We start from the raw sequence: 26,087 nt of genomic DNA, 5'->3' as shown, positions 1-26,087 counted from the left end.
TTTGACGCAATTTTGGGGGGTCGACGCCGACCCGACTGCGCAGGGCCGCATCAAAGGGGCTCGTCCCGTTGCCGTGCTCGACATCGGGTCCAATTCGGTTCGTCTCGTGGTTTATGAGCGGCACGCCCGTTCGCTCACCCCCCTCTATAACGAGAAGTCCGCCTGCGCCCTCGGGCGCGGCATCGCCAAGAGCGGCAAGCTTTCCGAAGCCAGCATGAGCCAGGCCATCGAAGCCATCAAACGCTTCGCGCTCGTGGCGCGTATGATGCGGGTCGGCAAGGTCTATATCCTGGCGACCTCCGCCGTGCGGGACGCCAGCAACCGTGCCGATTTCGTTTCCGCCGTCGAAGCGATTATGGAAACCGACGTCAATGTGCTGAGCGGCGAGCAGGAGGCCCATTTCGCAGCGCTCGGCGCCGTCGCCGGCATTCCCGGCTTCAGCGGCATTGTCGGCGACCTGGGCGGCGGCAGCCTCGAATTCTCGGCCATCGATGCGGGCCATGACACCAGCGGCGAATCGTTCGAACTCGGCGCCATCCGCCTTCAGGATGACTCGGACTCCTCGCCTGTCCGCGCCGCCGAGATCGTGCGCAGCAAGCTCAAGCATTCCATTCTGAGCAAGGCAGATCCGAACCTGCAGTTTGCGGCCATCGGCGGCACCTGGCGATCTCTAGCCAAGCTGCACCAGATATCGACCGGCTATCCGCTGCACATGGTGCAGGATTACACCGTCCCAGCCGCTGAAATGATCTCGTTCTGCGACAGCATCGTCGCGAACAACTCCACCAAGAGCTATGCCGGCGCCGGCGACGTCAGCAGCTCCCGCCGGGAACTCGTGCCCTTCGGCGCCGCCGCCATGAGCGAATTGCTCAAGGCCGGACGCTTCGAAAGCGTCGTCTTCTCAGCACTTGGGGTCCGCGAAGGCTTCCTTTATGGCCTGCTCGACGAACGCGAGCAGAACATAGATCCCCTGATCCAGGGCGCTGAAGAACTCTCAACCCTGCGCTCACGCTCGCCCGCCCACGCCCACGATCTTATTGAATTCACCGGCCAGTATATTCACGTGGCCGGATTGGAAGAGGCTGCAGAAGACCGTCGGCTTCGTATCGTCGCTTGCCTTCTGGCGGACATCGGCTGGCGCTCGCATCCCGATTACCGCGGCCCGCAAAGCGTCGACAATGTCGCCTATGGTTCTCTCACCGGCGTCGATCACCCCGGCCGCTCATTTCTCGCTCAGGTCATGGCCATTCGCTACGATGGGCTGAAAAGCAAGTCGGCGCTCGATCTGGTCAGCCTTGGCTCGCCCGCACTTACCGCGCGCGCCCGTATGATCGGCGCGATGTTCCGCGTCGCCTATCCGATGACCGCTGCCATGCCGGGCATCCTGCCGCGCATCCGCTTCTCCATCGACGGCAAGACGCTGCTCCTGCACCTGCCAACCGATCTCGCCTTCCTCAACGGCGACCACCTCCGCAACCGCCTCCGCCACTTCGCCGAGGAAGCCGGGTACGACGCTTCGAAGGTGCAGGTCGGCTAGCTACTCGGCAGCCTCGGTCTGCCCGACGGCGAACTCGATGACGCCCTTGCGGGTGGCCACGAGCCCGATGCGGCCGTGCTTGATCGCCAGGGCCTTTTCGCCAAAGAGCTTCCGGCGCCAGCCTTTAAGCGCCGGCACGTCGGCGTCGTCGTCCAGCACCAGGGCATCGATCTCGTCGGAGGTGGCGATGATCCGGGCGGCCACGCCATGCTGCTCGGCAACGGCCTTCAGCAGAACACGCACAAGATCGCCCACTGCGCCCTTAGGCGAGGGGCCGCGATAGCGCTCCGGCATGTCCGGCAGCGCCGACTTGGGCAGCGCCTCGACACCCTTCATTAGCGCAATGATCTCGGCGGCAGCACTGCTACGACCGAAGCCACGCGGCACGGCGCGAAGCTTTTCGAACGCATCAGGCGTCAACGGCCGCTGAGTCGCCAGCTCATTGAGCACATCGTCTTTCAATATACGGCTGCGCGGCTGGTCGGTTTCCTGCGCCCGCCGCTCGCGCCACTGCGCCAGAACCTTGACCGCTGCGAGATCGCGCGGCCGGTTGAACTTCATCTTCAGCCGTTCCCAGGCCTGCTCGGGCTGCACCACATAAGTGTCGATGCTGCGCAGGATCGCGAGTTCGTCCTCGACCCAGTCCCAGCGCCGCGTCTGCTCGACCTGCTGACGCAACTCGCGATAAATGTCGCGCAGATAGGTGACGTCCGCCAGGGCATAGGTCATCTGCTTTTCGCTCAGCGGCCGTGCCGACCAGTCGGTAAAGCGCGACGACTTGTCGAGCTCGACCTTGCAGATCGCCCGCACCAGGCTGTCATAGGACGCACTGTCGCCAAAGCCGCAGACGCTCGCGGCAACCTGGGTGTCGAAGATGTTGTGCGGCACCGCGCCCGTCATCTTGACGAAGATTTCGATGTCCTGCCGCGCCGCGTGGAACACCTTGGTGACGTTGGGATTGGCCAGCAGCCCCATGAACGGCGCGAGCTTGATGTCGGGGGACAGCGGATCGATCAGCACCGCTTCATCGTCGGTCGCGACCTGAATCAGGCAGAGGCGGGGCCAGTATGTGGTTTCGCGCAGGAATTCCGTATCGACCGTCACGAATTCAAACTGTGCAGCGCGCTCGCAGAAAGCGGCGAGTGCGTCTGTGGAAACAATCACATCCATACCGTCTACCGTCTCAAAATAGTCAAGTTTCTCCTTAGCAGGTGGCGCGCCCGAGCACTACCGCGGATTTCCCTTGCGGTTAGCAGCCTAAAGCCGGTATGCCGCCTTGCTTGACAAGCGGGGACTGCCATGCGCTTTTCCCGCCCGAGAATCTGGCCTTTTTCCTAGCGTTTCGAGCACATCATGACCCTACATCGCTACCGTTCCCACACTTGTGGCGCTCTGACGGCGAATGATGCTGGCGATAGCGTGCGCCTCTCCGGCTGGGTACACCGCGTGCGCGACCATGGCGGCCTGCTCTTTATCGATCTGCGCGACCACTATGGCATTACCCAATGTGTCATTGACCCTGATTCTGCGGCTTTCTCGGCGGCTGAAAAGGTGCGCTCGGAATGGGTGCTGCGTATCGATGGCGAGGTGAAGCTGCGCGACGCAGCCGCCGTGAACACCAACATCCCGACCGGCGCCGTCGAAGTCTTCATCCGCGACATCGAAGTGCTGTCCGCCGCCAAGGAACTGCCGCTGCCGGTCTTTGGCGATGCCGAATATCCCGAAGACATTCGCCTGCGCTACCGCTTCCTCGATCTTCGCCGCGAGAAGCTCCACAACAACATCGTCAAGCGCACCAAGATCATTTCGGCCATGCGCGCCGGCATGGGTGGGGCAGGGTTCACCGAGTTCTCGACCCCGATCCTCACGGCGTCCTCGCCCGAAGGCGCGCGCGACTTCCTCGTGCCCAGCCGCATTCATCCCGGCAAGTTCTTCGCCCTGCCGCAGGCGCCCCAGCAATATAAGCAGCTCCTGATGGTCGCCGGTTTCGACCGCTACTTCCAGGTTGCACCCTGTTTCCGCGACGAAGACCCGCGCGCCGATCGCCTGCCGGGCGAATTCTATCAGCTCGACCTCGAAATGAGCTTCGTTACCCAGGAAGACATCTGGGCCACGGTCGAGCCGGTGATGACCGAGGTGTTCGAAAAGTTCGCCGAAGGCAAGCGCGTCACCCGCAACTGGCCGCGTATCCCCTACGATACTGCCATCCGCAAGTATGGCTCCGACAAGCCGGACCTGCGCAACCCGATCGAGATCGAAGGCGTCACCGAGCATTTTGCCGGCTCCGGGTTCAAGGTATTCGCCGACCAGATCGAAGCCGATCCAAAGGTCGAAGTCTGGGCCATTCCGGCCAAGAACAAGCCCGGTGCCGAGCCAATCGGCCGCGCCTTCTGCGACCGCATGAACGCCTGGGCGCAGGGCGAAGGCCAGCCAGGCCTTGGCTATATCTTCTTCAAGGAAGGGCAGGGCTCCGGCCCGATCGCCAAGAATATTGGTGAAGAGCGCACCGCCGCTCTCAAGGCGCAGCTTGGCCTCGACGACGGCGATGCCGTCTTCTTCGTCGCCGGCCGTCCGGAGAAGTTCTACAAGTTCGCTGGCGAAGCCCGCACCAAGGTCGGCACCGATCTTGGCGTCGTCGACACCGAACAGTATGCTTTGTGCTGGATCGTCGACTTCCCGTTCTACGAGTGGAGCGAGGAAGAAAAGCGCATCGATTTCGCGCACAACCCCTTCTCCATGCCGCAGGGTGGGATCGAAGGCCTCAACGGTCCCGACCCGCTTTCGCTCAAGGCCTACCAGTACGATGCCGTCTGCAACGGCTTTGAAATCGCCTCCGGTTCGATCCGTAACCAGGAGCCCGAGACTATGGTCAAGGCTTTCGAACTCACCGGCAAGTCCCGGGCCGAGGTCGAGGAACAGTTCGGTGGCCTCTACCGTGCCTTCCAGTATGGCGCCCCGCCGCATGGTGGCGCAGCCTTCGGCATCGACCGCATCGTCATGCTGCTTTGCGGCGTAGCGAACCTGCGCGAAATCACAGCCTTCCCGATGAACCAGCAGGCCGAAGACCTGCTGATGGGCGCGCCAAGCCCGGCCGACAACAAGCAGCTGCGTGAACTGAGCATCCGTCTCAACGTTCAGAGCTGACACTAATCTCATGGTGGGGCCACGTGCCCCATCATGGTTAGCGGCGATTAACCAGCATTAATCGTCCGTTAAAGTCTGCGGCGCTAATCCTCGGAAACAAAGTTCCGGGCGGATTCGCGGCGTGAAGTCAAAGCTGACCAATGTCCTGATGCTGATCGGCGCCATCCTGGCGTTCGCGCCGATCGTCGCCGTGGACTATTTGCTCGACACCTACATCCGCTATCGCGAAAAGGCGGTCGTCCAGGACTATGTGGCGACCGTCAGCGCCCATATCGACGCCTCGGCAATGGACGCCGTTTCGGCGTTGCGCAAGGTCATCGCCGATAGCCCCTCGCTCTGCACGCCGACCTTCGTGACCAATGCCCAGGCTGCAATCGAAAGCAGCATCAACATCAAGCAGTTCTTGGTCGAGAACATGGATGGCGTCCAGTATTGCGACGCTTATGGCCGCATCGTCAGCCACTCGCCCCTGAGCCAGCCGCTGCCGGTGCCGGGCCTCACCGAAACCATTTCGGTAGTAAAATTTGGCGACATGGCCATGCCGGCGCTCAAGATCACCCAGACCTTCGGCGAGACCCGCCGCATATCCGCGTTCGTGCCTCTGCTCGGCCAGAGCGAGGCTGCCGTTTCCGCCACCATGCGCCCCGCCGCCATGATGCGGGTGACGCTGACCAATGGGCTCGACATCGTCACCATCGGCGACCCGGCAGGCTTCGACCGTCGTGACAGCAACGCCGATTATATTAGCGCCCAGGGTTACGCCGGCCAATTCCCGATCCGCGTCGAGGAAGCCGTTCCTTTCGCCATGGCGCGCACTGGCTATGCCGATCTCGACGTCGCCTTCACCGTCCTTGCCTGCATTGCCAGCGCCGCCTTCCTCCTTTTCAGCCTCCGCTATGTGCGCCGCTCCCGCGTGCCAGCCTTCAATCTCGAACGCGCCATCGAGCGCAACGAGATCAAGCCCTACTACCAGCCGGTCATCAACCTGCGCACCGGCGGCCTCGTCGGCTGCGAAGTCCTTTGCCGCTGGGAAAAGAAGAACGGCCAGGTCATCCCGCCGGGCGCCTTCATCGATTATGCCGAAGTCACGGGCCTTGCCATCCCGATGACCGTGTCGCTGATGGAGCAAGTCCGCAACGACCTTGGGGAACTCTCCAAGACCATCCCCGACATGAAGATCTCCATCAACCTCTTCGAGGGTCACTTCCGCGACGTCGGCATCGTCGAGGACGTGCAGGCGATCTTCGGCTCCTCGCCGATCAGCTTCCGTCAGCTCGTGTTCGAAATTACCGAGCGCCGCCCGCTCAACAATTCCAGCGTCACCACCAGCGTCATCTCCGGCCTTCATGCCCTCGGCGCCCGCCTTGCCATGGATGACGCCGGCACCGGACACTCCAACCTCGCCTATCTCGCCACGCTTGGCGTCGATGTCATCAAGATCGACCGCATCTTCGTCGACATGATCAAGCCCGGCACCACCCAGGTCCCGGTGCTCGATGGCCTTATCGCCATGGGCAAGGATCTCGATTGCGAGATCATCGCGGAGGGCGTCGAGACCGAGGAACAGGCACTCTACCTGCGCTCCCGCGGCGTCCTTCATGCCCAGGGCTATATCTTCGCCCCGGCCCTCACGATCGGTGCCTACAAGGACCTGGCGCTGGCCCTCCATGCCACCACCGGCCCGCAGCCGCGCATCGTCGCCCCCGCTGCCAAGGCCGCATAAAGTCGTATTTCGCCGACGGGCACTTTTCATTCCTCCCGTTTGGTGGCACGTACGCGACCACTAGGCCGGAGGAAGGTTTCGCATGTCGAGCGACATCAACGAACAGCGCAGGGTGCTTCGCGAGGCGGCGCTGCATTTCCATGAGTTTCCAAAGCCCGGCAAGCTCGAGATCCAGCCGCTAAAGCCGCTCGGCAATCAGCGCGACCTGGCTCTCGCCTATTCCCCTGGCGTCGCGGCTCCGTGCGAGGAAATCGCAGAAAATCCGGAATCGGTCGCGCGCTACACCTCTCGCCAGAACCTCGTCGCCGTCATCTCCAACGGCACTGCCGTTCTCGGCCTCGGCAATATCGGTGCGCTGGCCTCCAAGCCGGTAATGGAGGGCAAGGCCGTCCTCTTCAAGAAGTTCGCCGGCATCGACGTCTTCGATCTCGAAATCGACGAGATCAACCCGCAGAAGTTCATCGAAGCCGTGGCGCCGCTCTGGCCGACCTTCGGCGGCATCAATCTCGAAGACATCCGCGCGCCCGATTGCTTCGAGATCGAGGAAGCTCTGCGCGAGCGGATGCCGATCCCGGTCTTCCACGATGACCAGCATGGCACCGCCATCATCGTCGGCGCCGCCGTCCTTAACGGCCTCGAGCTTTCCGGCAAGCGCATCGAAGACGTCAAAATCTGCACATCCGGGGCAGGGGCAGCGGCCATCGCCTGCCTCAACGTCCTTGTCGCCCTGGGCGCCAAATACGAGAACATCTGGGTCGCAGACAAGGATGGCCTCGTCACCCACAAGCGCAATGACGTCAACGACAAGTGGCGCGGCCAATTCCGCCGTGTCAGCGAAGCGACGACGCTGGCGGAAGTCATCGACGGCGCCGACGTCTTCCTCGGCCTTTCCGCAGCTGGTGCGCTCAAGCCTGAAATGCTGGCCAAGATGGCGCCCAAGCCGCTGATCCTGGCGCTGGCCAATCCCAACCCCGAAATCATGCCCGAACTCGCCAAGGCCACGCGTCCCGACGCAATGGTCTGCACCGGCCGCTCGGACTACGCCAACCAGGTCAACAACGTCCTCTGCTTCCCCTTTATCTTCCGCGGCGCGCTCGATGTGCATGCGACGACGATCAACGAGGAAATGAAGCTCGCCGCCGTGCGCGCCATCGCCAAGTTGGCGCATGAGCCCGGCCTTGAAGTCTCGCCTTCTGGCCAGCCGGCCGTTTATGGCCCCGAGCACATCATTCCCAACCCCTTCGACCAGCGCCTGATCCTGCGCATCGCGCCGGCCGTCGCTCGTGCGGCCATGGAGTCTGGCGTCGCCAAGAAGCCGATCGAGGATTGGGACGCCTATCTCGACAGCCTCAACCGCTTCGTCTTCCGCTCTGGCCTCGTGATGAAGCCGATCATCGACCGCGCGCAGGGTAAGGGCAAACGCATCGCCTTTGCCGATGGCGAGGACGAGCGCGTGCTGCGCGCCGCCCAGGTGCTGCTTGAGGAGCGCATTGCGCGCCCCATCCTGATCGGCCGCCCGCAAGTGCTCGAAGCCCGTATCGAGCGCTTCGGCCTCGGCATCCGCCCGGGTGTCGATTTCGAGGTCATCAACCCCGAAGACGATCCGCGCTACCGCGATTATGTCAGCCTCTTCCATTCGCTGGTGGGCCGCAACGGCGTCACGCCGGACACCGCCCGCACCATCGTGCGCACCAATACCACGGTCATCGGTGCCCTTGCGGTCAAGCGCGGCGAGGCCGATGGCCTGATCTGCGGCCTGCAGGGCCGTTACATAAAGCACGTCCGCGACATCCGCTCAATCATCGGCCTGCAGGACGGCGTCAGCGACGCGTCGGCGCTGTCCATGCTGATCATGCCGCGCGGCGCCTTCTTCCTCACCGACACTTACGTCAATCAGAACCCCAGCGCCGACGAGATCGTCTCCATCGCGCTGCAGGCCCGCGACCACCTGAAGCGCTTCAACATCGAGGCGCGAGCCGCGCTCCTCAGCTATTCGAACTTCGGCTCGCGCGACGGCGACAGCGCCTACAAGATGCGCGAAGTCTACGAGAAGCTCAAAACCGCAGCGCCCGATCTCATCGTCGAAGGCGAAATGCAGGGTGACCTGGCACTAAACGAAACGTTGCGCGAGCGTTATGTTCCGGACACGGCGCTCAGGGGCGAAGCCAACCTCCTGATCTTCCCCGATCTCGATGCGGCCAACCTTTCCATGACGCTGCTCAAGGAAATGAACAACGCTCTCGCCGTCGGCCCCATCCTCATGGGCACCCGCGCGCCGGCCCATATCCTTGCCCCGTCCGTCACCAGCCGCGGCATCGTCAACATGGCCGCCATCGCCGCCAACGAAGCCGTGGGTGCCGAAGCATGATCCGCCACACCGTCGTCTTCAGCCTCAAGCACGCATCGGGCTCCACCGACGAACAGGCCTTCCTCGATGCCGCCCTTGTGCTGGCCGCTATCCCCGGCGTCGACAAGTTCGAACGCCTCCGGCAAGTTAGCCCCAAGGCCGACTACGCCTTCGGCTTTTCCATGGAGTTCGCCGACCAGGCAGCCTACGAGGCCTACAACGATCATCCCGATCACGTCGCCTTCGTCCGAGACCGCTGGGTGCCGGAAGTGGCCAGGTTCCAGGAGATCGACTACGTCGCGCTCTAGGGCTTCAACCCGCCCTTAACCCATTCTCAGCCATAGTGAACCGTCTCTACTTGGTTCGCCCATGCCCACCCGTCTTAAACGTCCATCTATCTGGCGACCGCTGGCTCTGACGGTGACTTTGCTCGCGTGCCAGGGCTATCTTGGCTATTCCGCGCTCAACGGGCAGTTCGGCATCGAGAACCGCGCTCAGATCGAGGCCGATATCGAGGTTCTGCAGGATCGCAGCTCTGCCCTTCAGGCCGAAATTGACGCCTTTGAGCATCGGGTAAACCTGATGAACCCCAAACACCTCGATCCCGATCTCGTCACGGAGCGCGCACGCGCCTTGCTCAACATGGCGCATGCCGACGATTTGCTGATCATGGTCGATCCGAAGAGCGGTAAACCAATATCCGGTCAATTCGAAGAATTAATCGACGATCAGTTAATGCAGATTATTCAAGCAGATTCAACGCTCTAGGCGCTCTTGGGGCCGCCTGCTGCCGCAATGTTATTGCCACAAAGCTTGCAGTATAGTTCGCCACATGGCCTGATTGGCCCCTAGCGGTTTCCTGATCTTAAGCGGAGTGCATCATGGCGCGCAATGCGACGGCCACCAAGGCCACCACGCAGCCCAACGTTCCCCAGTTCACCCAGGAGCAGGACCTCGCCGCATTCCGCGAGATGTTGCTGATCCGGCGCTTCGAGGAAAAGGCCGGCCAGATGTATGGCATGGGCCTGATCGGCGGCTTCTGTCACCTTTATATCGGCCAGGAGGCCGTGGTCACCGGCATCACCATGGCCTCTGAGAAGGGCAAGGACGCCCAGATCACCGGCTATCGCGACCACGGCCACATGCTGGTCATGGGCCTCGATCCCAAGGGCGTCATGGCCGAGCTCACCGGCCGGCAGGGCGGCTTGTCGAAAGGCAAGGGCGGTTCGATGCACATGTTCTCCAACGAACATCGCTTTTATGGCGGCAATGGCATCGTCGGCGCCCAGGCCTCGCTCGGCACCGGCCTTGCCTTCGCCAGCAAGTACAAGGGCGACGGCTCTGTCTCGATCGCCTATTTCGGCGACGGCGCGGCCAACCAGGGCCAGGTCTACGAGAGCTTCAACATGGCCAAGCTCTGGAACCTACCGGTCGTCTACATCATCGAAAACAACAAATACGCCATGGGCACTTCGATCGAGCGCGCGGCTGCGACGACCGATTTCTCCATGCGCGGCGCCTCCTTCGACATCCCTGGCGAGCAGGTCGATGGCATGGATGTGCGCATGGTCTACGATGCCGCCCAGCGCGCGATCGAGCATGCCCGTTCCGGCAAGGGTCCCTACATCCTTGAAATGCTGACCTATCGCTATCGTGGCCACTCAATGTCCGATCCGGCAAAATACCGCACCAAGGACGAAGTGACCAAGTACCGCCAGGAACGCGATCCGATCGAGCAAGTCCGTGCCCGTCTCCTCGAAGGCGGCAAGATCACCGAGGAACAGCTCAAGGACATCGAGACCGAGATCCGCGCCATCGTCACCGAGGCCGCCGATTTCGCCACCAACGATCCCGAGCCCAACCCGTCCGAGCTCTGGACCGATATCACGATCGAAGCCTGACCGCCTCGATGAGCATCCTGCTTGGCGTCGTGCTGTTGTTTGCCGTTCTGTCCGGGGCCGTCGCCGCGGCCCAGGCCGTGGCGATCAACCGCGTACCCGCCGGGCAGTGGCGTGGCTGGCTTCTGGGCTGGTGGCGCTTCGGCGAAATCGAACAGCGCGCTGGCGCTGCCGAGGCCAGCCGGGTCAACATCTACAAGCGCGCCGTCATCGCCTGCCTGATCTTCGTCGTCTTCGGCCTGATCCTCAGCGGCTGGGCCACCAGCCAACGTTCTGATGGCGGCCTCGCCGCCGCAACAAACCTTAATCTCCGCTCTGTGGCCACCATGCCCGGCGCGACCTCGCTGGAGAGCTGATATGCCCCAAATCCTGATGCCCGCTTTGTCGCCCACCATGGAAGAAGGCAAGCTCGCCAAGTGGCTGGTCAAGGTCGGCGACACCGTCAAGTCCGGCGACGTGCTGGCCGAAATCGAAACCGACAAGGCGACCATGGAAGTCGAGTCGGTGGATGAAGGCGTGGTCCGCGAAATCCTGATCGAAGAAGGCACCGAAGGCGTAAAGGTCAACGCCCCGATCGCCTTCATCCAGGGCGAAGGCGAAGAAGTGGGCGAAGGTAATCGGCCCGCTGCCCAGGTCTCGACGTCCGACCCGGAAAAAGAGTCGCCGGTCGTCGCCACCACCCATGCCGAGCCCAAGTCTTCGTCCGCCGAGGCCCCCAAGTTCACGGCGCAGAGCGATCCCGACCTGCCGGAAGGCGTCGAGATGGTCGAAATGACCGTCCGCCAGGCGCTCAACGAAGCCATGGCCGAGGAGCTGCGCCGCGACAAGGACGTCTTCGTCATGGGCGAAGAAGTCGCCCAGTATCAGGGCGCCTATAAGATCACCCAGAACCTGCTCGAAGAATTCGGCCCCGAACGCATCATCGATACGCCGATTACCGAGCATGGCTTTGCCGGCCTCGCCGTGGGTGCCGCCTTTGCCGGCCTCAAGCCGATCGTCGAGTTCATGACCTGGAACTTTGCCATGCAGGCGATCGACCAGATCATCAACTCGGCCGCCAAGCAGCTCTACATGTCCGGCGGCCAGGTCACCGCACCCATGGTCTTCCGCGGCCCCAACGGCGCTGCCGCCCGCGTCGGCGCCCAGCACAGCCAGGACTATTCGGCCTGGTACAGCTCGGTTCCGGGCCTCACCGTCATCGCACCCTATAGCGCCGCCGATGCGAAGGGCCTGCTCAAGGCCGCCATCCGCTCGCCCAACCCGGTCGTTTTCCTCGAAAACGAAATCCTTTACGGCTCCACCGGCCTTGTCCCCAAGATGGACGATTTCGTGCTGCCGATCGGCAAGGCCCGCGTTGCCCGCGAAGGCAAGGACGTCACCATCGTCTCCTTCTCGATGGGCATGCGCTACGCCACCCAGGCGACTGAAAAGCTGGTCGGTGCCGGCGTTGACGTCGAACTCATCGACCTGCGCACCCTGCGCCCGCTCGACATCGATACGGTTATCGCCTCGGTCAAGAAGACCGGCCGCCTCGTGACCGTCGAAGAAGGTTGGCCGCAGAACGGCATCGGCGCCGACATCTCGGCCCGCGTCATGGAACAGGCCTTCGACTATCTCGACGCTCCGGTCCTGCGCGTCACTGGCAAGGATGTTCCCATGCCCTACGCCGCCAACCTCGAAAAGCTGGCTTTGCCCAACGTTGATGAAGTGATCGCGGCGGTAAACGCTGTGACCTATCGCTCCTAAGGAGACCCGGGATGCCAATCGATATCACCATGCCGGCGCTCTCCCCGACGATGGAAGAGGGCAAGCTTGCCAAGTGGCACGTCAAGGAAGGCGACAGCGTCTCTTCCGGTGACGTGATCGCCGAGATCGAAACCGACAAGGCGACGATGGAAGTCGAAGCCGTCGACGAGGGCAAGATCGGCAAGATCCTCGTCGCCGAAGGCTCCGAAGGCGTAAAGGTCAACGCAGTCATCGCCGTACTTCTGCAGGATGGCGAAGACGCCAGCGCCATCGGCTCCAGGCCTGCCGAAGCACCAAAGCCTGAGGCCAAATCCGAAGCGCCGGCAGAAGAGCCCGCCAAGGGCGACGCCGGCACGCTGCAATATGACAAGGGCACGTCGACGACCTCGACCGAGCCGGCGAAGCCGGCCACCTCGCCCCTCCGGGGAGAGGTCGGCGCATCAGCGCCGGGTGAGGGGGCCGCGACGAAATCTGAAACCGGTCGCGTCTTCGCCTCCCCGCTGGCCCGCCGCCTCGCCAAGGACGCCGGCATTGACGTCTCGACCGTTGCCGGCTCCGGTCCCAAGGGTCGCGTCGTCAAGGCCGACATCGAAGCGGCAAAGGCCGGCAAGGGCGCGACCAAGTCTGCCCCAGCCTCCGCACAAGCGACCGCCGCCGCGCCGGCTACCGGCATGAGCAAGAACCAGGTCATGGCGCTCTATGAGGAAGGCACCTACGAAGTCGTCCCCAATGACGGCATGCGCAAGGTCGTTGCCGCCCGCCTGACCGAGTCCAAGCAGACCGTTCCGCACTTCTACCTGACGCTCGATTGCAAGATCGACGCGCTGATGGCTGCCCGCGAACAGATCAATGCCGGTGCCCCCAAGTCCAAGGACGGCAAGCCGGCCTATAAGCTTTCCGTCAACGACTTCATCATGAAGGCCTGGGCCATCGCGCTGCAGCGTGTGCCAACCGCCAACGCCACGTGGGCCGGCGACTCGATCCTCTATCACAAGCGTTCCGACGTCGCGGTTGCCGTCTCGGTGCCCGGCGGTCTCTTCACCCCGGTGGTGAAATCGGCCGACACCAAGACCCTGCGCGAGATTTCCGAGGAAGTAAAAGACCTCGCAACCCGCGCCCGCAACAAGAAGCTCGCGCCGCACGAATACCAGGGCGGTTCCACCTCGGTTTCGAACCTGGGCATGTTCGGCATCAAACACTTCGCCGCCGTGATCAACCCGCCGCATGGCACCATCCTTGCGGTCGGTGCCGGTGAAGAGCGCGTTTATCCCGAGAATGGGCAGATCAAGATCGGCCAGTTCATGACCGCCACGCTCTCCTGCGACCACCGCGCCGTCGATGGCGCCCTGGGTGCCGAAGTGCTTGGCGTCTTTAAAGGCCTGATCGAAAACCCGGTGATGATGCTGGCTTAGGGCAGGGCGATGAAAACCATCCTGGCCTATGGCGACAGCCTGACCTTCGGGTATTCACCCGAGGGCAATGGCATCCGCCATGCCTATGAGGACCGCTGGCCGAGCGTGCTGGAGTCTGGCCTGGGCGGTGCGGCTCGGGTCATCGCCGAGGGTCTCAACGGCCGGACCACGGCTTTCGACGACCATACGGCGGCAGCCGATCGCAATGGCGCTCGGGTGTTGCCGACGCTGCTCGATACGCACCAGCCGCTCGATCTCGTGATCATCATGCTGGGCGCCAACGACATCAAGACGTTCATCACCGGATCGGCCTTTGCTGCAGCTGCGGGCATGAAGCGGCTGGCGGAGATCGTGCGTACGCATCCCTATAGTCATGGTGCCGTGCCGCAGGTCTTGCTGGTTGCGCCGCCGCAAACCGTGCCGTCGCCGCTCAACGGACCGCCCGCATTGGTTTCGCCGCGCACCGGGGACGACAAGCTCTTCGGCTTTTATTACGAGCGCGCGGCTAACGAGATCGGGGCTCGCTTCTTCGATGCGTCGACAGTAGCCAAGGCTGACCCACGCGATGGTGTGCATCTCGATGCTGCCAATACGCGGGCGATCGGCGAGGCGCTGGTGCCGCTGGTCAAATCCATGCTGGGCCTTTCCGCATGAGCTTGACGTTGCGACCGGCGCAGAAAGCTGACGCGGCGGAGATCGCGCTGCTCGTCAATATCGCCGTGCATGGCAACATGGCGCGCGGCTGGGCGCAGGATGACGAGGCCGAGGGCACCTATGAGCCACTGGAAGTCGGCCGGCTCGAAATGCTCAAGGACGACGTTTTCAGCTGGCGCAGCGCCACCATGGCCGAAGCTGACGGCGAAATCGCCGGCATGCTTCTTGGCTATCGCAAGCCCGACACCCGCCAGAAAGTGCCCGCCGATATCTGGGCGCCGCTGCGCCCGATCCAGGAGCTCGAGGAAGAGGCCAATGGCCGCTGGTTCATCTCCATGCTCGGCGTCCACAAGTCCTGGCGCAGCAAGGGCGTTGGCTCGCTGCTGCTGGACGAAGCCGACCGGCTCACCGGCAGCACCAAGGCGAACGGCCAGGCGCTGATTGTCGAGGACGCCAACGATGGCGCCCGCAAACTATACGAACGCCGGGGTTTCTCGGTAATGGCCAGCCGGCCGATGGTGCCCTTTCCGGGGGTGCTGCAGCACGGTTCGGACTGGCTCTTGATGGTTAAGGAATAGATCATGGCTGACCAATACGATCTTCTCGTCATCGGCGCCGGCCCCGGCGGTTACGTCGCTGCCATTCGCGGCGCCCAGCTGGGCATGAAGGTGGCCATCGTCGAGCGCGAGCACATGGCCGGCATCTGCTCCAACTGGGGCTGCATTCCCACCAAGGCGCTGCTGCGGTCGGCCGAAATCTACGGCCATATGAGCCACGCCAAGGACTATGGCCTCACCGCCACCCAGTTCGGCTTCGATCTCGACGGCATCGTCAAGCGTTCGCGCGCCATCGCGGCGCAGATGAACAATGGCGTTCAGTTCCTGATGAAGAAGAACAAGATCGACATAATCTGGGGCGAAGCTACCATAACCAAGCCCGGCGAGATCAAGGTTGCGCCCAGCAAGAAGCCGGTCGTGCAGCCGCAGGGTCCCGTGCCCAAGAACGCGCTCGGCGAAGGCACCTACAAGGCCAAGAACATCATCATCGCCACCGGCGCCCGCCCGCGCGTGCTGCCGGGCATCGAGCCCGATGGCGACAAGATCTGGACCTATTTCGAAGCGCTGAAGCCGGCTGAAATGCCCAAGTCGCTCGTCGTCATGGGCTCGGGCGCCATCGGCATCGAGTTCGCCTCCTTCTACCGCTCACTCGGCGCCGACGTCACCGTGATCGAGCTCCTGCCGCAGATTCTGCCGGTGGAAGATGCCGAAATCTCAGGCCTCGCCCGCAAGCGCCTCGAAAAGCGCGGCATCAAGTTCCTGACCGAAGCCAAGGTCGCCAATGTCGAAAAAACTGCCTCCGGCATCGTCGCCCATGTCGAAACCAAGGACGGCAAGACGCAAGAGATCGCTGGCGACAAGCTGATCTCCGCCGTTGGCGTTCAGTGCAACATCGAAGGCCTCGGCCTTGAGACGGTCGGCGTCAAGACCGAGCGCGGCGCCATCGTCATCGACCACTACGGCAAGACAAATATCGACGGCCTCTGGGCCATCGGCGACGTCGCCGGCCCGCCCATGCTGGCGCACAAAGCCGAGCACGAGGCCGTCATCACCGTCGAAAAAATCGCTGGCCTCAACGTCCACGGCCTCGACGAGACCAAGGTCCCCGGCTGCACCTATTGCGAGCCGCAGGTGGCCTCCGTCGGCCTCACCGAAGCCAAGGCCAAGGAACTCGGCCGCGAGATCAAGGTGGGCCGCTTCCCCTTCGTCGGCAATGGAAAGGCCATTGCCCTGGGCGAACCCGACGGCCTCGTCAAAACCATCTTCGATGCAAAGACCGGGGAACTGCTGGGTGCCCACATGGTTGGTGCAGAGGTCACCGAACTCATCCAGGGATTTGTCGTCGCCATGAACCTCGAAACTACCGAGGAAGACCTGATGCACACCATTTTCCCGCATCCGACCCTGTCCGAAACGATGAAGGAAAGCGTGCTCGACGCTTATGGCCGCGCGCTAAACATCTGACAGAGGAGTTATCCACATGGTCAAAGCCATCCAGATCGGGCTCGGAGCCTGGGGTTTCAGCTGGTCCAAGGAAGTTATCCCCAATGTTCCCAGTATCGAGATGGTGGGCTATGTGGATACCAGCCCCGAGGCGCAGCAGCGCGTCCAAACCGAACTCGGCATCGACCCCAAGCTCTGCTATGCGAGCCTCGAAGACGCAGCGCAGAGGGCAGGGGCCGTGCTCGCCATCTGCACCCTGCGCACTGAGGCCCATTACCCGGTCGTAAAGCGCTGCCTCGAGCTTGGGCTCCATGTTCTGGTCGAAAAGCCCTTCACCACCACCATCGCCCAAGGCAAGGAGCTGGTGGCGCTCGCAAAGGCGCAGAACAAGCTCCTGATGGTCAGCCAGAACTATCGCCACCAGCCGGCGCCGATCGCTGCCGCCAAGCTCGTGGCATCCGGCAAGTTCGGTCCGCTCAGCATGGTGTCGATCGATTTTCGCCGCCACGGCCCGAGCCAGGGCTACCGGTATTGGGACATGCCCGACCCGCTGCTCGCCGATATGTCGATCCATCATTTCGACCTCATGCGCTATGTGCTCGGCGACGAGGCAAAGCGCCTTTCCGCCCGCACCTGGAACCCGCCCGGCAGCCCTTTTCAGTTCGATCCCACCGGCGTCGTTACCATCGAATTTGCCAAGGGCACCATGGTCACCTACCGCGCCAGCTGGATGAGCTCGCAGCCGGTTACCCCCTGGGCCGGCGAATGGGTCATGGATGGCGCCGAGGGCACCATCTCCTGGACCTCGCGCGATCATTTCCGCGACAAGCGCGGCCCCGAAAAGCTGGCGCTGCGTCCGCTCGACGGCGAGGTCGAGCCAGTCGCGCTCGACGCGATCCAATTCCCGGATCGCACCGGCACGCTGTCCACCATCGCCCGTGTCATCGAAACCGGCGAAATCCCCGTCGGCTTCAGCTCCGGCGAAGACAATCTCGGCTCGCTTGCCCTCGTACAGGCATCGATCCTGTCGGCCTCCCGCGGCGGCGATTGGGTCGAGGTCGCCGAGGTCATCGGCTGACGCATAGAACGCAAGCACGAGGGTAGGGCGGGTTGAACCGGCCACCCAAGGGAGCGATATAACGGGCACCTGCCCAGCAAGGACTTTCATGGTCACGCTCATCGACATCGATGCCCGCCCGCGGCATCCCGAAAAGGCCAACCGCCCCGACAGCATCGTTCTGCGCAAGCCGGACTGGATTCGCGTCAAGGCGCCCGGCTCGCCGGTCTACAAGGAAACCCAGCAGATCGTGCGCGAGAACGGCCTCGTCACCGTCTGCGAGGAAGCCGGCTGCCCCAATATCGGCGAGTGCTGGAGCAAAAAGCACGCGACCATGATGATCATGGGCGAAATCTGCACCCGCGCCTGCGCCTTCTGCAACGTGCGCACCGGCCTGCCGACCGCCCTTGATCCGAACGAACCCGAAAACGTCGCCAAGGCCGTCGAAAAGCTCGGCCTCGAACATGTCGTCATCACCTCGGTCGACCGGGACGACCTCGCCGATGGCGGCGCACAACATTTTGCCGACGTCATCCGCGCCATCCGTGCCCGCAATCCGCGCACCACGATCGAAATCCTGACGCCGGACTTCCTGCGCAAGGATGGCGCCCTCGAAATTGTCGTCGCCGCCAAGCCCGACGTCTTCAACCACAATCTAGAAACGGTGCCGAGCAAGTACCTCAAGGTGCGCCCCGGCGCCCGCTACTTCCACTCGATCCGCCTCCTGCAGCGGGTCAAGGAACTCGATCCCACCATCTTCACCAAGTCCGGCATCATGGTGGGCCTCGGCGAAGAGCGCAACGAAGTACTCCAGCTCATGGACGACCTCCGTTCCGCAGAAGTCGATTTCCTGACCATCGGCCAGTACCTGCAGCCCACCAAGAAGCACTATCCGCTGCAGCGCTTCGTAACGCCGGAAGAGTTCAAGTCCTTCGCCACCGTCGCAACGGCCAAGGGTTTCCTCCTCGTGTCCTCAAGCCCGCTGACCCGCTCGTCGCACCATGCCGGCGAAGACTTCGCTCAGCTGCGCGCGGCCCGCATGGCAAGGCTCGGCCACTGAATGAAGCGTTTTTTCGAGCGGCACGTGCCGCACCTGCCGCAGCGCATGTTCGAGATCGTGTCGGACATGGAAGACTATCCGCGCTTCATCCCCAACTGCCGAGCAATGGATCTCCGTCCTGACCCGGCGGCACCTGCCGGAACGGACGTCAAGCTCGCCAAGATGACGCTCTATTTCGGTCCCATCACCCAGGCCTATACCAGCCGCGTCACCCTCGACCCGGTGGCTCGCACCATCCGCGCCAAGGCGGTCGACGGCCCCTTCAGCTACCTCGACTCGGTCTGGAGCATCGACCCCGAAGGGCAGGGCACGCGCGTGCGCTTCGAGATCGATTTCAAGATCTCCAACCCCTTCATCGCCGCCATCGCCGAACCGGCTTTCGCCATGAAGCAGGAAGAAATCATGCAAGCCTTCATCGACGAGGCCGATAGAAGGTTTGGCGCCTAGCCCCGCCTCCTCTTTCTTCCCGCGAGTGGGGGATCACCAGGCACCCCCTTCCGAGCGCCGCTAAGCTCCTCCGTCGCCAAGCTCTGCTTGCCTTCCCCTCTGAGGGGGAAGGTGAATGCGGTGTGTTTGGCATTACCGTCCAAAATACCCGATGCCCACCTTCCCCCTTGAGGGGAAGGCAAGCGGAGCTTAGGCGCCCCGCGCCTTAGCGCAGCTCGGAAGGGGGTGTCGGCCTCTCCACGAACTCAATCTACCCCGCTTATCCCCACCCCTGCATCCTGCGCTATCTTCACCCCATCAGCCGGGTGGAGATGGGGTTGCAACGATCAACCGTCCGGCGACAGCCGGGAGGACTCTGTATCGTTACGGAGTCTGGGTCCGTGGACGGGGAGGCGTAATCCTCCCCTAAGACGCTGCCTGCCAGAAAACCCGGCGCTCCGAGACGTCTTGCGTCTCACATATAAAACTACTCACGAGGCGAAAGCCGTCTCGGGGCTCCATCATCTGATCATCAACCGGCGGCAGCCCCGACCGGCGCTTCGGCCTGCCTAGAGGCAGGCGGAACGTTCTTTCAACCGTTCAGTCCGGCTCGCTCGTTAGCACCTGCATGACGAGGTCGAGCGCCGCATCCACTGTCGCCCGCCGGATCGCGTCGCGGCCGAGATCGCCGAACCGATGCTCGATCACCACGGTCGCCAGATCCGACGACACCGCGACATAGACGAGGCCGACCGGCTTCTTTTCCGTGCCACCATCCGGACCGGCAATGCCGGTCACCGCAACCGCAAGGTCGACCTTTGCCGTGTTGCGCGCGCCATCGGCCATCGCCCGGGCGACCTGGTTGCTCACCGCACCATAATCGCCGATCAGCCGCGGCTGCACCTGGATCATGCGCGACTTGGCCGTGTTGGCATAGGTGATATAGCCGCCATAAAACACGGCTGAGCTACCCGCCACATCCGTCAGTGCGGCGGCAATCATGCCGCCGGTGCAGCTTTCGGCGGTGACCAGCGTCAGCTTGCGCTCGGCGAGAAGGTCGATGATCTGCTGGTTGAGAGGCGGCACGGCCTGGGTCTTGATCGTCATCAGTCGAGCCCCGGCACTTCCACGCTTGCACTCGCCATGGCCACGATCCCTTCCTCCCGCCCGATGAACCCGAGCTTTTCATTTGTCGTTGCTTTTACCGCGACGCGGCTAGTAGACACACCGAGCACGTCGGCGATCGCTGCGCACATGGCGGGCACATGCTTTGCAATTCTCGGCGCTTCCGCAACGATTGTCACGTCAAGATTGACGATCCGCCCGCCCCGCTGCTTCACCAGCTCGCCCGCATGGCGCAGGAAAACGCTCGACGCCGCTCCCTTCCACTGCATGTCGCTGGGCGGAAAATGCGTGCCGATATCGCCTTCGCCGATCGACCCGAGAATAGCGTCGGTCAGCGCATGCAGCGCCACGTCGGCATCCGAATGACCCTGCAGCTTGGCATTGTGCGGGATCTTCACACCGCAAAGCCACACGCCGTCGCCCGGCTCGAACGGGTGCACGTCATAGCCGATGCCGATACGGGTTTCCATTCTGCTTTGTCCTTGAAGAATGCGTTCGGCCCGGGCGAAATCCTCGGGATGGGTGATCTTGATGTTGTCCCGCTCGCCCTCGACCATGGCCACCCGCAACCCCGCCCATTCGGCGATCTCGGCGTCGTCGGTAAATTCCCGCCGCACCGTGCCGCTGCGCATATGCGCCGAAAAGATCGGCCCGAAGCGAAACCCCTGCGGCGTCTGCGCGGCAAAAAGCTGCCGACGATCTTCCGTCGTACTCACAGAGACGCCATCAAGCGACCGCTTGATCGTATCGGTGACCGGCAAGACGGGCAGGGCGCCATCATGCTGGTCGAGCGCGGCGATGACCTCGCCGATAAGCTTGGCCGACGCAAACGGTCGCGCCGCATCCTGGATAAGCACCCGATCCGGCCGCAAAGGCGCTAGGGCCTTGAGCCCTTCCAGCACCGAAGCCTGCCGGCTTGCGCCACCTTTCACCGGCGCCAGTAACCGAGGATCATCGAGGCCCAAGGCATGATACTTTTCGGCATGATCCGCATGGATGACGGGAACGATCTGCGTCACCGCCTCGACCGCGAGGAACGCCTCGATGGTTCGTTCCAGCACCGTGTGCCCGCCGATTTGCCGATACTGCTTGGGATCGGCATGACCGCCAACGGCACGCTCCCCCTTGCCCGCCGCAACAATGATCACGGCTATCGACCTGACTGGCATAAACTTGGGCACTCACATCGAAATGTCGCAAAGCCCATGCTCTAACCGCCGCCTCGCCATGCGGCAAGAGCAGGGCTGATTTCCACCGCCGAACGCTGGCGAACCCGTTGCACCAATCAGTCAAATGATTATTGTGCGGGCAGAACTTAGTCGCTGAACAATTCTGGGGCAGTCGTTGGCAGTGAATGCCCGCACATTGAGCATCGGCGGTCACGCCCTCCGCAACCGAGCCATCCTCGCACCCATGGCCGGCATCACCGACCGGCCCTTCCGCGAGATCGCCGAACGCTTCGGCGCAGGTCTCGTGGTTTCGGAAATGGTCGCCAGTGCCGCCCTCACCACCGGTCACCAGGACATGGTCCGCAAGCTCGGCAAGTCCGGGGCGCTCCCGCACATGGTTCAGCTCGCGGGCTGCGAACCGGTGTGGATGGCGGAAGGCGCACGCATCGCCGAAGCAGGCGGCGCCGACATCATCGACATCAATTTTGGCTGCCCCGCCAAGCGCGTCACCAACGGCTATGCCGGTTCCGCACTGATGCGGGTGCCGGACCAGGCACTCGCCATCGTCGAAGCCGTCTCGGGCGCCACCAGCAAGCCGGTCACCGTCAAGATGCGGCTCGGTTGGGACGACGACAGCCTCAACGCACCGCAAATCGCCCAGCTCGCGGTCAGCGCCGGCGCGCAGATGATCACCGTCCATGGCCGCACCCGCCAGCAGTTCTACAAGGGCCACGCGCGCTGGTCCCTCGTGCGGCAAGTGGTGGAGGCCGTAGATGTGCCCGTCGTCGTCAACGGCGATATTCTTGATCATGAGGATGCCGCTAGGGCCTTGCAGGAGTCAGGTGCCGCTGCCGTCATGCTCGGTCGTGGCGCGCAAGGCCAGCCCTGGCGCGTTGGGCAGATCGGCGCGATGCTCGATGGGCAAAAGCCGCCACAGGCTCCCCATGGCCTTGAGCTCGCTCAGCTGATCCAGCAGCACTACGACGAGATGCTGATCGAATACGGCAAGGAAATCGGCCTCCGCGCCGCCCGCAAGCATCTCGATTGGTATGCCGAGACCGCCAACCTCAACCTCGATAAACCCACCCGTCGGCAACTGCTCGACAACGAAGATCCCAAAGCCGTGCTCGCCCTGATCGGCACGCTCTTTTCAGGTGAATGGAGTGCCGCCGCATGAATACGGCGATGCTGATGGACATCGACTCGGTTCCGGCCCGTGCCGTGCTGCAGGCCCTGCCGCAACCTATCCTGGTGCTCGGCGAGGAACGGCAGGTCCAGTTCGTCAATTACGCGGCCGAAGCCTTCTTCGGCGCCTCGCTTAGCGTCCTTACGCGTCAGACACTCGATGACCTGATCGCCTTCGGCTCGCCCATCATCAGCCTCGTCGAAAGCGTCGTGCAGCGTCGCGCACCGATGACCGAATATCGCGTCCGCGTCGGCTCCTCCCGCTTCGGCGACGAACGCATCGCCGACGTCTTCGCCAGCCCCATTTCCGACACGGATGGACGCGTAGCGGTCCTGATCCAGGAACGCACAATGGCCGACAAGATCGACCGGCAGATGGTGTCGCGTGGCGCCCACCGCTCCGTCACTGGGCTCGCCTCCATGCTCGCCCACGAGATCAAGAACCCGCTCTCCGGCATCCGTGGCGCCGCGCAACTTTTGGAGCAATCCGTCCCCGCTGAAGAGGTCCCGCTGGCGCGCCTCATCCGCGACGAAACCGATCGCATCGTGCACCTGATCGACCGCGTGGAGGTGTTCGGCGATGAGCGCCCGATGGAGCGCGAGCCGATCAATATCCACGTCATCCTCGATCGCGTTAAGCTGCTCGCCCGTAATGGCGTCGCCCGTGGCATCTCGTTCTACGAGGAATACGATCCCTCGCTGCCACCGGTCTATGGCAACCGCGATCAGCTCATTCAGGTGTTCCTGAACCTGATCAAGAACGCCTCAGAAGCCCTTGAGCGGACACAAAAACCCGAGATCCGCATCTCGACAGCCTTCCGCCCAGGCATCCGCATCAGCGTCGCTGGCGTCTCCGAGCGCATTTCACTGCCGCTCGAGATCGTCATCGAGGACAATGGCCCCGGCGTGCCTCCCGACATCCTGCCATTCCTGTTCGATCCGTTCGTCACCACCAAGACCAATGGCTCGGGCCTTGGTCTGGCGCTTGTCGCCAAGATCATCGGTGATCATGGCGGCGTAATAGACAGCGACAGCCGCCCCGGCCGCACACGGTTCAGAATTCTGCTGCCGGTCGCGAGCGGCGCCTTCCAGACACCTTCCGAAGACGAAGAAAGTTCAGCCAAATGAGTCACGTGGTTTTGCTGGCTGACGACGATGCCGCCATCCGCATGGTGCTGAACCAGGCGCTGACGCGGGCCGGCTACGAAGTTCGCCCCACCGGCAATATCTCCACCATGTGGAACTGGGTCAGCCGCGGCGAGGGCGATATCCTGATCACCGACGTGGCCATGCCCGATGGCAACGCCTTCGAGGTCATGCCCAAGATCAAGAAGATCCGGCCGGATCTGCCGATGGTCGTCATGAGTGCACAAAACACGTTCATGACCGCCATCCGGGCCTCCGAAGTCGGCGCCTACGAATACCTGCCCAAGCCCTTCGACATCACCGAAGTGCTTTCGGTCGTCTCCCGCGCTCTGGCCGATGCCAAAAAGCCCACCGTCGCCGACCGCAAGGCAGAAGAGCCGGGCGAGACCATGCCGCTGGTGGGTCGCTCGACCGCCATGCAAGACATCTACCGCGCCTTGGCGCGCCTGATGCAGACCGACCTGACGGTCATGATCACCGGCGAAAGCGGTACCGGCAAGGAACTGGTCGCCCGCGCCCTCCACGACTTCGGAAAGCGCCGCAACGGGCCCTTCGTCGCCATCAACATGGCCGCCATTCCTCGCGACCTGATCGAAGCCGAGCTCTTCGGCCACGAAAAGGGTGCCTTCACCGGCGCCAATACCCGGTCCTCGGGTCGCTTCGAACAGGCCGAAGGCGGTACGCTGTTCCTCGACGAAATCGGCGACATGCCGATGGACGCCCAGACCCGTCTTCTCCGCGTGCTGCAGGAAGGCGAATACACCATGGTCGGTGGCCGCAACGCCATCAAGACCAATGTCCGCATCGTGGCGGCAACGCACCGTGACCTCAGCCAGATGATCCGCCAGGGCCTCTTCCGCGAGGATCTATACTATCGCCTCAATGTCGTGCCGATCCGCCTGCCGCCACTACGCGAACGCATCGATGACATCACCGATCTCGTCCAGCACTTCATGCGCATGGCGCAGCGCGAGGGTGAGCCCGCCAAGAGCGTGACGCCCGAAGCCATTCGGCTGATGCAGAACTATTCTTGGCCCGGCAACATCCGCGAGCTCGAAAATCTCGTCCGCCGCCTCTCGGCGCTCTACGCAGACGAGCAGATCTCCGCCGAGATCGTCCAGAACGAACTCAACATTGCCGATCGCCCCGCGGTCACCGGCGGGGCAGGGCCCGTCGACATTTCGATGGCTGTCGAAACGCATGTCGGCCAGCTCTTGCGCGAATACGAGCCGAACCTGCCGCCAAACGGCATGTACCAGGCCGTTATAGACAAGGTGGAAGCGCCCCTGATCGCCATGGCGCTCAACGCCTGTGGCGGCAACCAGATCAAGGCAGCAGACTTGCTGGGCCTCAATCGCAACACGCTGCGCAAGAAGATCCGCACGCATTCGATCGAGATCGTCAAGCACAGCCGCCGAAATTAGGGCACCTGCGCAACTTCTCTGCGGTTGCGTCGCTCGCTGAGAGCCAGTGTGAGGCCCGCGGCAACGATCAGGAAGGCGCCGACATAGACCGTCGGCGCCGGCATTTCGGCCCAGAACAGATAGCCAAAAATGAAGCTCCACATCAGGGCTCCATATTCCACCGTTCCGAGCACGCTGGCGGGCACGACCCTTGCGGCCTCCACTAGGGTGAATTGTCCGCATCCCCCTACGAGGCCCGCACCGATGCAAAGCGCGATGTGCCAGCCTTCCATTGCCTGCCAAAGCGGTATCGAGATTACGCCCATCACCAAAGCATGCAGCAGGTTCTGAGCAAAAACCTGAACCAGCGTGCTGTCGCTTCTGGAAATCGTGCGCATCAGGATCATCGCCACGGCCCAGGACAGCGCGGCAGCCAGAACCATGATGACGGGGAGGCTCAGCGAAAAGCCTGCGGGATTGGCGGCAACAAGCACGCCGAAGAATCCGATCGATGCTGCTCCGATCCGCGCCAGCGTCAGCTGCTCCTTGAGGAAGATGACCGCAAGGATCGTCGTCAGCACCGGTGCGAAATAGTAGAGCGTCGTCATCTCCGCCAGCTGCAGCTCGCGACCGGCACTGTAATACATGGTCCACGCCGCAAGGGTCAGCAGCCCTCGACCGAAGATCAGCATGCGATTGGGCGATGCCACAAGATCGGCAAAGAGGTTTCGGCGCCCAACCAGAAAGCAGATGGCAAGGATGACGAGGCTGCGAACGAACAGGATCTGCGGTGCCGGCAAATCAGTGATCACGCCTTTGACCATGGCGTCGTGCAGCGAGAAACAGGAATGGGCGAAGATCCCAAGCGCCATGCCCTTGAGACTGGCCGTTTCGATCCGCTCTGCGGGAAGAGAAGTCATCTTTGAACTCGGTAGGAGAACACCGTCCATGCTCCCGGCTCAGAGGCTTGTCCAGAGCTTCTAGAAAGCTTGTCCCGTACCAGTGTCACATTTTGGCAACATTTATCTTGAAGGGTCAGCCGAATTAGGTCACGC

General features: G+C 62.8%; 23 protein-coding genes. 19 read left to right on the top strand and 4 right to left on the bottom strand.

Annotated features, from left to right (window positions below; genetic code table 11):
• Position 1: 1 nt before the first annotated feature.
• Entirely contained in the window at positions 2 to 1,537 is a 1,536-nt protein-coding gene (locus JI748_RS06420) for a Ppx/GppA phosphatase family protein (RefSeq protein ID WP_201636111.1), read from the top strand.
• On the opposite strand, the gene rnd is transcribed toward JI748_RS06420, so the two are convergent.
• Entirely contained in the window at positions 1,538 to 2,707 is a 1,170-nt protein-coding gene (rnd, locus tag JI748_RS06415) for a ribonuclease D (RefSeq protein ID WP_201636110.1), read from the bottom strand.
• 183 nt (positions 2,708 to 2,890) lie between these two features.
• Between rnd and aspS the strand changes: the two genes are divergently transcribed.
• From aspS to JI748_RS06340, 15 genes are all read left to right on the top strand, one after another.
• Positions 2,891 to 4,681: an aspartate--tRNA ligase gene (gene aspS, locus JI748_RS06410; protein ID WP_201636109.1), complete on the top strand. Its 1,791-nt coding sequence runs from the start codon at positions 2,891 to 2,893 to the stop codon at positions 4,679 to 4,681.
• Positions 4,682 to 4,802: 121 nt separating this feature from the next.
• Entirely contained in the window at positions 4,803 to 6,404 is a 1,602-nt protein-coding gene (locus JI748_RS06405; protein ID WP_201636108.1) for an EAL domain-containing protein, read from the top strand.
• Positions 6,405 to 6,486: 82 nt separating this feature from the next.
• Entirely contained in the window at positions 6,487 to 8,772 is a 2,286-nt protein-coding gene (locus JI748_RS06400) for an NADP-dependent malic enzyme (RefSeq protein WP_201636105.1), read from the top strand.
• Positions 8,769 to 9,059 (top strand): Dabb family protein, encoded by a 291-nt coding sequence (locus JI748_RS06395; protein WP_201636103.1) that lies wholly within the window; start codon positions 8,769 to 8,771, stop codon positions 9,057 to 9,059. Before JI748_RS06400 ends, JI748_RS06395 begins: the two co-directional genes overlap by 4 nt.
• 61 nt (positions 9,060 to 9,120) lie before the next feature.
• Positions 9,121 to 9,519, top strand: coding sequence for an FtsB family cell division protein (locus tag JI748_RS06390; protein ID WP_201636101.1), 399 nt, complete (start codon positions 9,121 to 9,123; stop codon positions 9,517 to 9,519).
• Positions 9,520 to 9,632: 113 nt separating this feature from the next.
• Positions 9,633 to 10,652, top strand: coding sequence for a pyruvate dehydrogenase (acetyl-transferring) E1 component subunit alpha (gene pdhA, locus JI748_RS06385; protein WP_164533877.1), 1,020 nt, complete (start codon positions 9,633 to 9,635; stop codon positions 10,650 to 10,652).
• Between the two features lie 8 nt (positions 10,653 to 10,660).
• Positions 10,661 to 11,005, top strand: coding sequence for a hypothetical protein (locus tag JI748_RS06380; protein WP_201636099.1), 345 nt, complete (start codon positions 10,661 to 10,663; stop codon positions 11,003 to 11,005).
• Position 11,006: 1 nt separating this feature from the next.
• A complete protein-coding gene (locus JI748_RS06375; protein WP_201636096.1) occupies positions 11,007 to 12,395 on the top strand; it encodes a pyruvate dehydrogenase complex E1 component subunit beta in 1,389 nt (462 codons plus the stop codon).
• Between the two features lie 11 nt (positions 12,396 to 12,406).
• Positions 12,407 to 13,807, top strand: coding sequence for a pyruvate dehydrogenase complex dihydrolipoamide acetyltransferase (locus JI748_RS06370; protein ID WP_201636094.1), 1,401 nt, complete (start codon positions 12,407 to 12,409; stop codon positions 13,805 to 13,807).
• Between the two features lie 9 nt (positions 13,808 to 13,816).
• Complete coding sequence (locus tag JI748_RS06365) at positions 13,817 to 14,461, top strand: SGNH/GDSL hydrolase family protein (protein ID WP_201636092.1); 645 nt, start codon at positions 13,817 to 13,819, stop codon at positions 14,459 to 14,461.
• On the top strand, positions 14,458 to 15,039 hold the full coding sequence (locus JI748_RS06360) for a GNAT family N-acetyltransferase (protein ID WP_201636090.1): 582 nt from the start codon (positions 14,458 to 14,460) through the stop codon (positions 15,037 to 15,039). The genes JI748_RS06365 and JI748_RS06360 overlap by 4 nt, the downstream gene beginning before the upstream one ends.
• A gap of 3 nt (positions 15,040 to 15,042) precedes the next feature.
• Positions 15,043 to 16,482 (top strand): dihydrolipoyl dehydrogenase, encoded by a 1,440-nt coding sequence (lpdA, locus tag JI748_RS06355; RefSeq protein WP_201636088.1) that lies wholly within the window; start codon positions 15,043 to 15,045, stop codon positions 16,480 to 16,482.
• A 16-nt stretch (positions 16,483 to 16,498) separates the two neighbouring features.
• The gene (locus tag JI748_RS06350; RefSeq protein ID WP_201636086.1) at positions 16,499 to 17,539 is read left to right on the top strand and encodes a Gfo/Idh/MocA family protein; all 1,041 of its coding nucleotides are present in this window, start codon (positions 16,499 to 16,501) and stop codon (positions 17,537 to 17,539) included.
• Between the two features lie 88 nt (positions 17,540 to 17,627).
• Positions 17,628 to 18,578: a lipoyl synthase gene (gene lipA, locus JI748_RS06345; RefSeq protein ID WP_164533883.1), complete on the top strand. Its 951-nt coding sequence runs from the start codon at positions 17,628 to 17,630 to the stop codon at positions 18,576 to 18,578.
• Positions 18,579 to 19,025, top strand: a complete 447-nt coding sequence (locus JI748_RS06340) for a type II toxin-antitoxin system RatA family toxin (protein WP_201636084.1) — start codon at positions 18,579 to 18,581, stop codon at positions 19,023 to 19,025.
• Positions 19,026 to 19,604: 579 nt separating this feature from the next.
• On the opposite strand, the gene JI748_RS06335 is transcribed toward JI748_RS06340, so the two are convergent.
• Positions 19,605 to 20,111, bottom strand: a complete 507-nt coding sequence (locus JI748_RS06335; RefSeq protein WP_201636082.1) for a CinA family protein — start codon at positions 20,109 to 20,111, stop codon at positions 19,605 to 19,607.
• Positions 20,111 to 21,298 (bottom strand): bifunctional 2-C-methyl-D-erythritol 4-phosphate cytidylyltransferase/2-C-methyl-D-erythritol 2,4-cyclodiphosphate synthase, encoded by a 1,188-nt coding sequence (locus tag JI748_RS06330; protein WP_201636080.1) that lies wholly within the window; start codon positions 21,296 to 21,298, stop codon positions 20,111 to 20,113. The genes JI748_RS06335 and JI748_RS06330 overlap by 1 nt, the downstream gene beginning before the upstream one ends.
• 181 nt (positions 21,299 to 21,479) lie before the next feature.
• Here JI748_RS06330 and dusB point away from each other — a divergent pair, with 181 nt between their 5' ends.
• Genes dusB through ntrC form a run of 3 tightly spaced genes read left to right on the top strand, consistent with a single transcriptional unit; the run spans position 21,480 to position 25,053 of the window.
• Positions 21,480 to 22,475, top strand: coding sequence for a tRNA dihydrouridine synthase DusB (dusB, locus tag JI748_RS06325; RefSeq protein ID WP_325166910.1), 996 nt, complete (start codon positions 21,480 to 21,482; stop codon positions 22,473 to 22,475).
• Positions 22,472 to 23,611, top strand: a complete 1,140-nt coding sequence (locus tag JI748_RS06320) for a two-component system sensor histidine kinase NtrB (protein ID WP_201636078.1) — start codon at positions 22,472 to 22,474, stop codon at positions 23,609 to 23,611. The genes dusB and JI748_RS06320 overlap by 4 nt, the downstream gene beginning before the upstream one ends.
• On the top strand, positions 23,608 to 25,053 hold the full coding sequence (gene ntrC / locus JI748_RS06315) for a nitrogen regulation protein NR(I) (RefSeq protein WP_201636076.1): 1,446 nt from the start codon (positions 23,608 to 23,610) through the stop codon (positions 25,051 to 25,053). Before JI748_RS06320 ends, ntrC begins: the two co-directional genes overlap by 4 nt.
• Here ntrC and JI748_RS06310 read toward each other — a convergent pair.
• Positions 25,050 to 25,952: a DMT family transporter gene (locus tag JI748_RS06310; protein ID WP_201636074.1), complete on the bottom strand. Its 903-nt coding sequence runs from the start codon at positions 25,950 to 25,952 to the stop codon at positions 25,050 to 25,052. The two genes, ntrC and JI748_RS06310, sit on opposite strands and share 4 nt — an antisense overlap.
• Positions 25,953 to 26,087: the final 135 nt, after the last annotated feature.

Origin of the sequence: Devosia rhizoryzae, assembly GCF_016698665.1 — a bacterium.
Taxonomy (GTDB): domain Bacteria; phylum Pseudomonadota; class Alphaproteobacteria; order Rhizobiales; family Devosiaceae; genus Devosia; species Devosia rhizoryzae.
The sequence above is the reverse complement of the archived record's forward strand: the minus strand, read 5'-3'. Positions and strand labels throughout refer to the sequence as shown.

Excerpts from the sequence above, each read along its gene's own strand:
- JI748_RS06365 (WP_201636092.1), top strand. The coding sequence starts at position 13,817 with ATGAAAACCATCCTGGCCTATGGCGACAGCCTGACCTTCGGGTATTCA.
- JI748_RS06330 (WP_201636080.1), bottom strand. The coding sequence starts at position 21,298 with ATGCCAGTCAGGTCGATAGCCGTGATCATTGTTGCGGCGGGCAAGGGG.
- JI748_RS06360 (WP_201636090.1), top strand. The coding sequence starts at position 14,458 with ATGAGCTTGACGTTGCGACCGGCGCAGAAAGCTGACGCGGCGGAGATC.
- lipA (WP_164533883.1), top strand. The coding sequence starts at position 17,628 with ATGGTCACGCTCATCGACATCGATGCCCGCCCGCGGCATCCCGAAAAG.
- lpdA (WP_201636088.1), top strand. The coding sequence starts at position 15,043 with ATGGCTGACCAATACGATCTTCTCGTCATCGGCGCCGGCCCCGGCGGT.
- JI748_RS06370 (WP_201636094.1), top strand. The coding sequence starts at position 12,407 with ATGCCAATCGATATCACCATGCCGGCGCTCTCCCCGACGATGGAAGAG.
- JI748_RS06350 (WP_201636086.1), top strand. The coding sequence starts at position 16,499 with ATGGTCAAAGCCATCCAGATCGGGCTCGGAGCCTGGGGTTTCAGCTGG.
- JI748_RS06395 (WP_201636103.1), top strand. The coding sequence starts at position 8,769 with ATGATCCGCCACACCGTCGTCTTCAGCCTCAAGCACGCATCGGGCTCC.
- JI748_RS06320 (WP_201636078.1), top strand. The coding sequence starts at position 22,472 with ATGAATACGGCGATGCTGATGGACATCGACTCGGTTCCGGCCCGTGCC.
- JI748_RS06380 (WP_201636099.1), top strand. The coding sequence starts at position 10,661 with ATGAGCATCCTGCTTGGCGTCGTGCTGTTGTTTGCCGTTCTGTCCGGG.
- JI748_RS06340 (WP_201636084.1), top strand. The coding sequence starts at position 18,579 with ATGAAGCGTTTTTTCGAGCGGCACGTGCCGCACCTGCCGCAGCGCATG.
- JI748_RS06390 (WP_201636101.1), top strand. The coding sequence starts at position 9,121 with ATGCCCACCCGTCTTAAACGTCCATCTATCTGGCGACCGCTGGCTCTG.
- rnd (WP_201636110.1), bottom strand. The coding sequence starts at position 2,707 with ATGGATGTGATTGTTTCCACAGACGCACTCGCCGCTTTCTGCGAGCGC.
- aspS (WP_201636109.1), top strand. The coding sequence starts at position 2,891 with ATGACCCTACATCGCTACCGTTCCCACACTTGTGGCGCTCTGACGGCG.
- pdhA (WP_164533877.1), top strand. The coding sequence starts at position 9,633 with ATGGCGCGCAATGCGACGGCCACCAAGGCCACCACGCAGCCCAACGTT.
- JI748_RS06400 (WP_201636105.1), top strand. The coding sequence starts at position 6,487 with ATGTCGAGCGACATCAACGAACAGCGCAGGGTGCTTCGCGAGGCGGCG.
- ntrC (WP_201636076.1), top strand. The coding sequence starts at position 23,608 with ATGAGTCACGTGGTTTTGCTGGCTGACGACGATGCCGCCATCCGCATG.
- JI748_RS06310 (WP_201636074.1), bottom strand. The coding sequence starts at position 25,952 with ATGACTTCTCTTCCCGCAGAGCGGATCGAAACGGCCAGTCTCAAGGGC.
- JI748_RS06335 (WP_201636082.1), bottom strand. The coding sequence starts at position 20,111 with ATGACGATCAAGACCCAGGCCGTGCCGCCTCTCAACCAGCAGATCATC.
- JI748_RS06375 (WP_201636096.1), top strand. The coding sequence starts at position 11,007 with ATGCCCCAAATCCTGATGCCCGCTTTGTCGCCCACCATGGAAGAAGGC.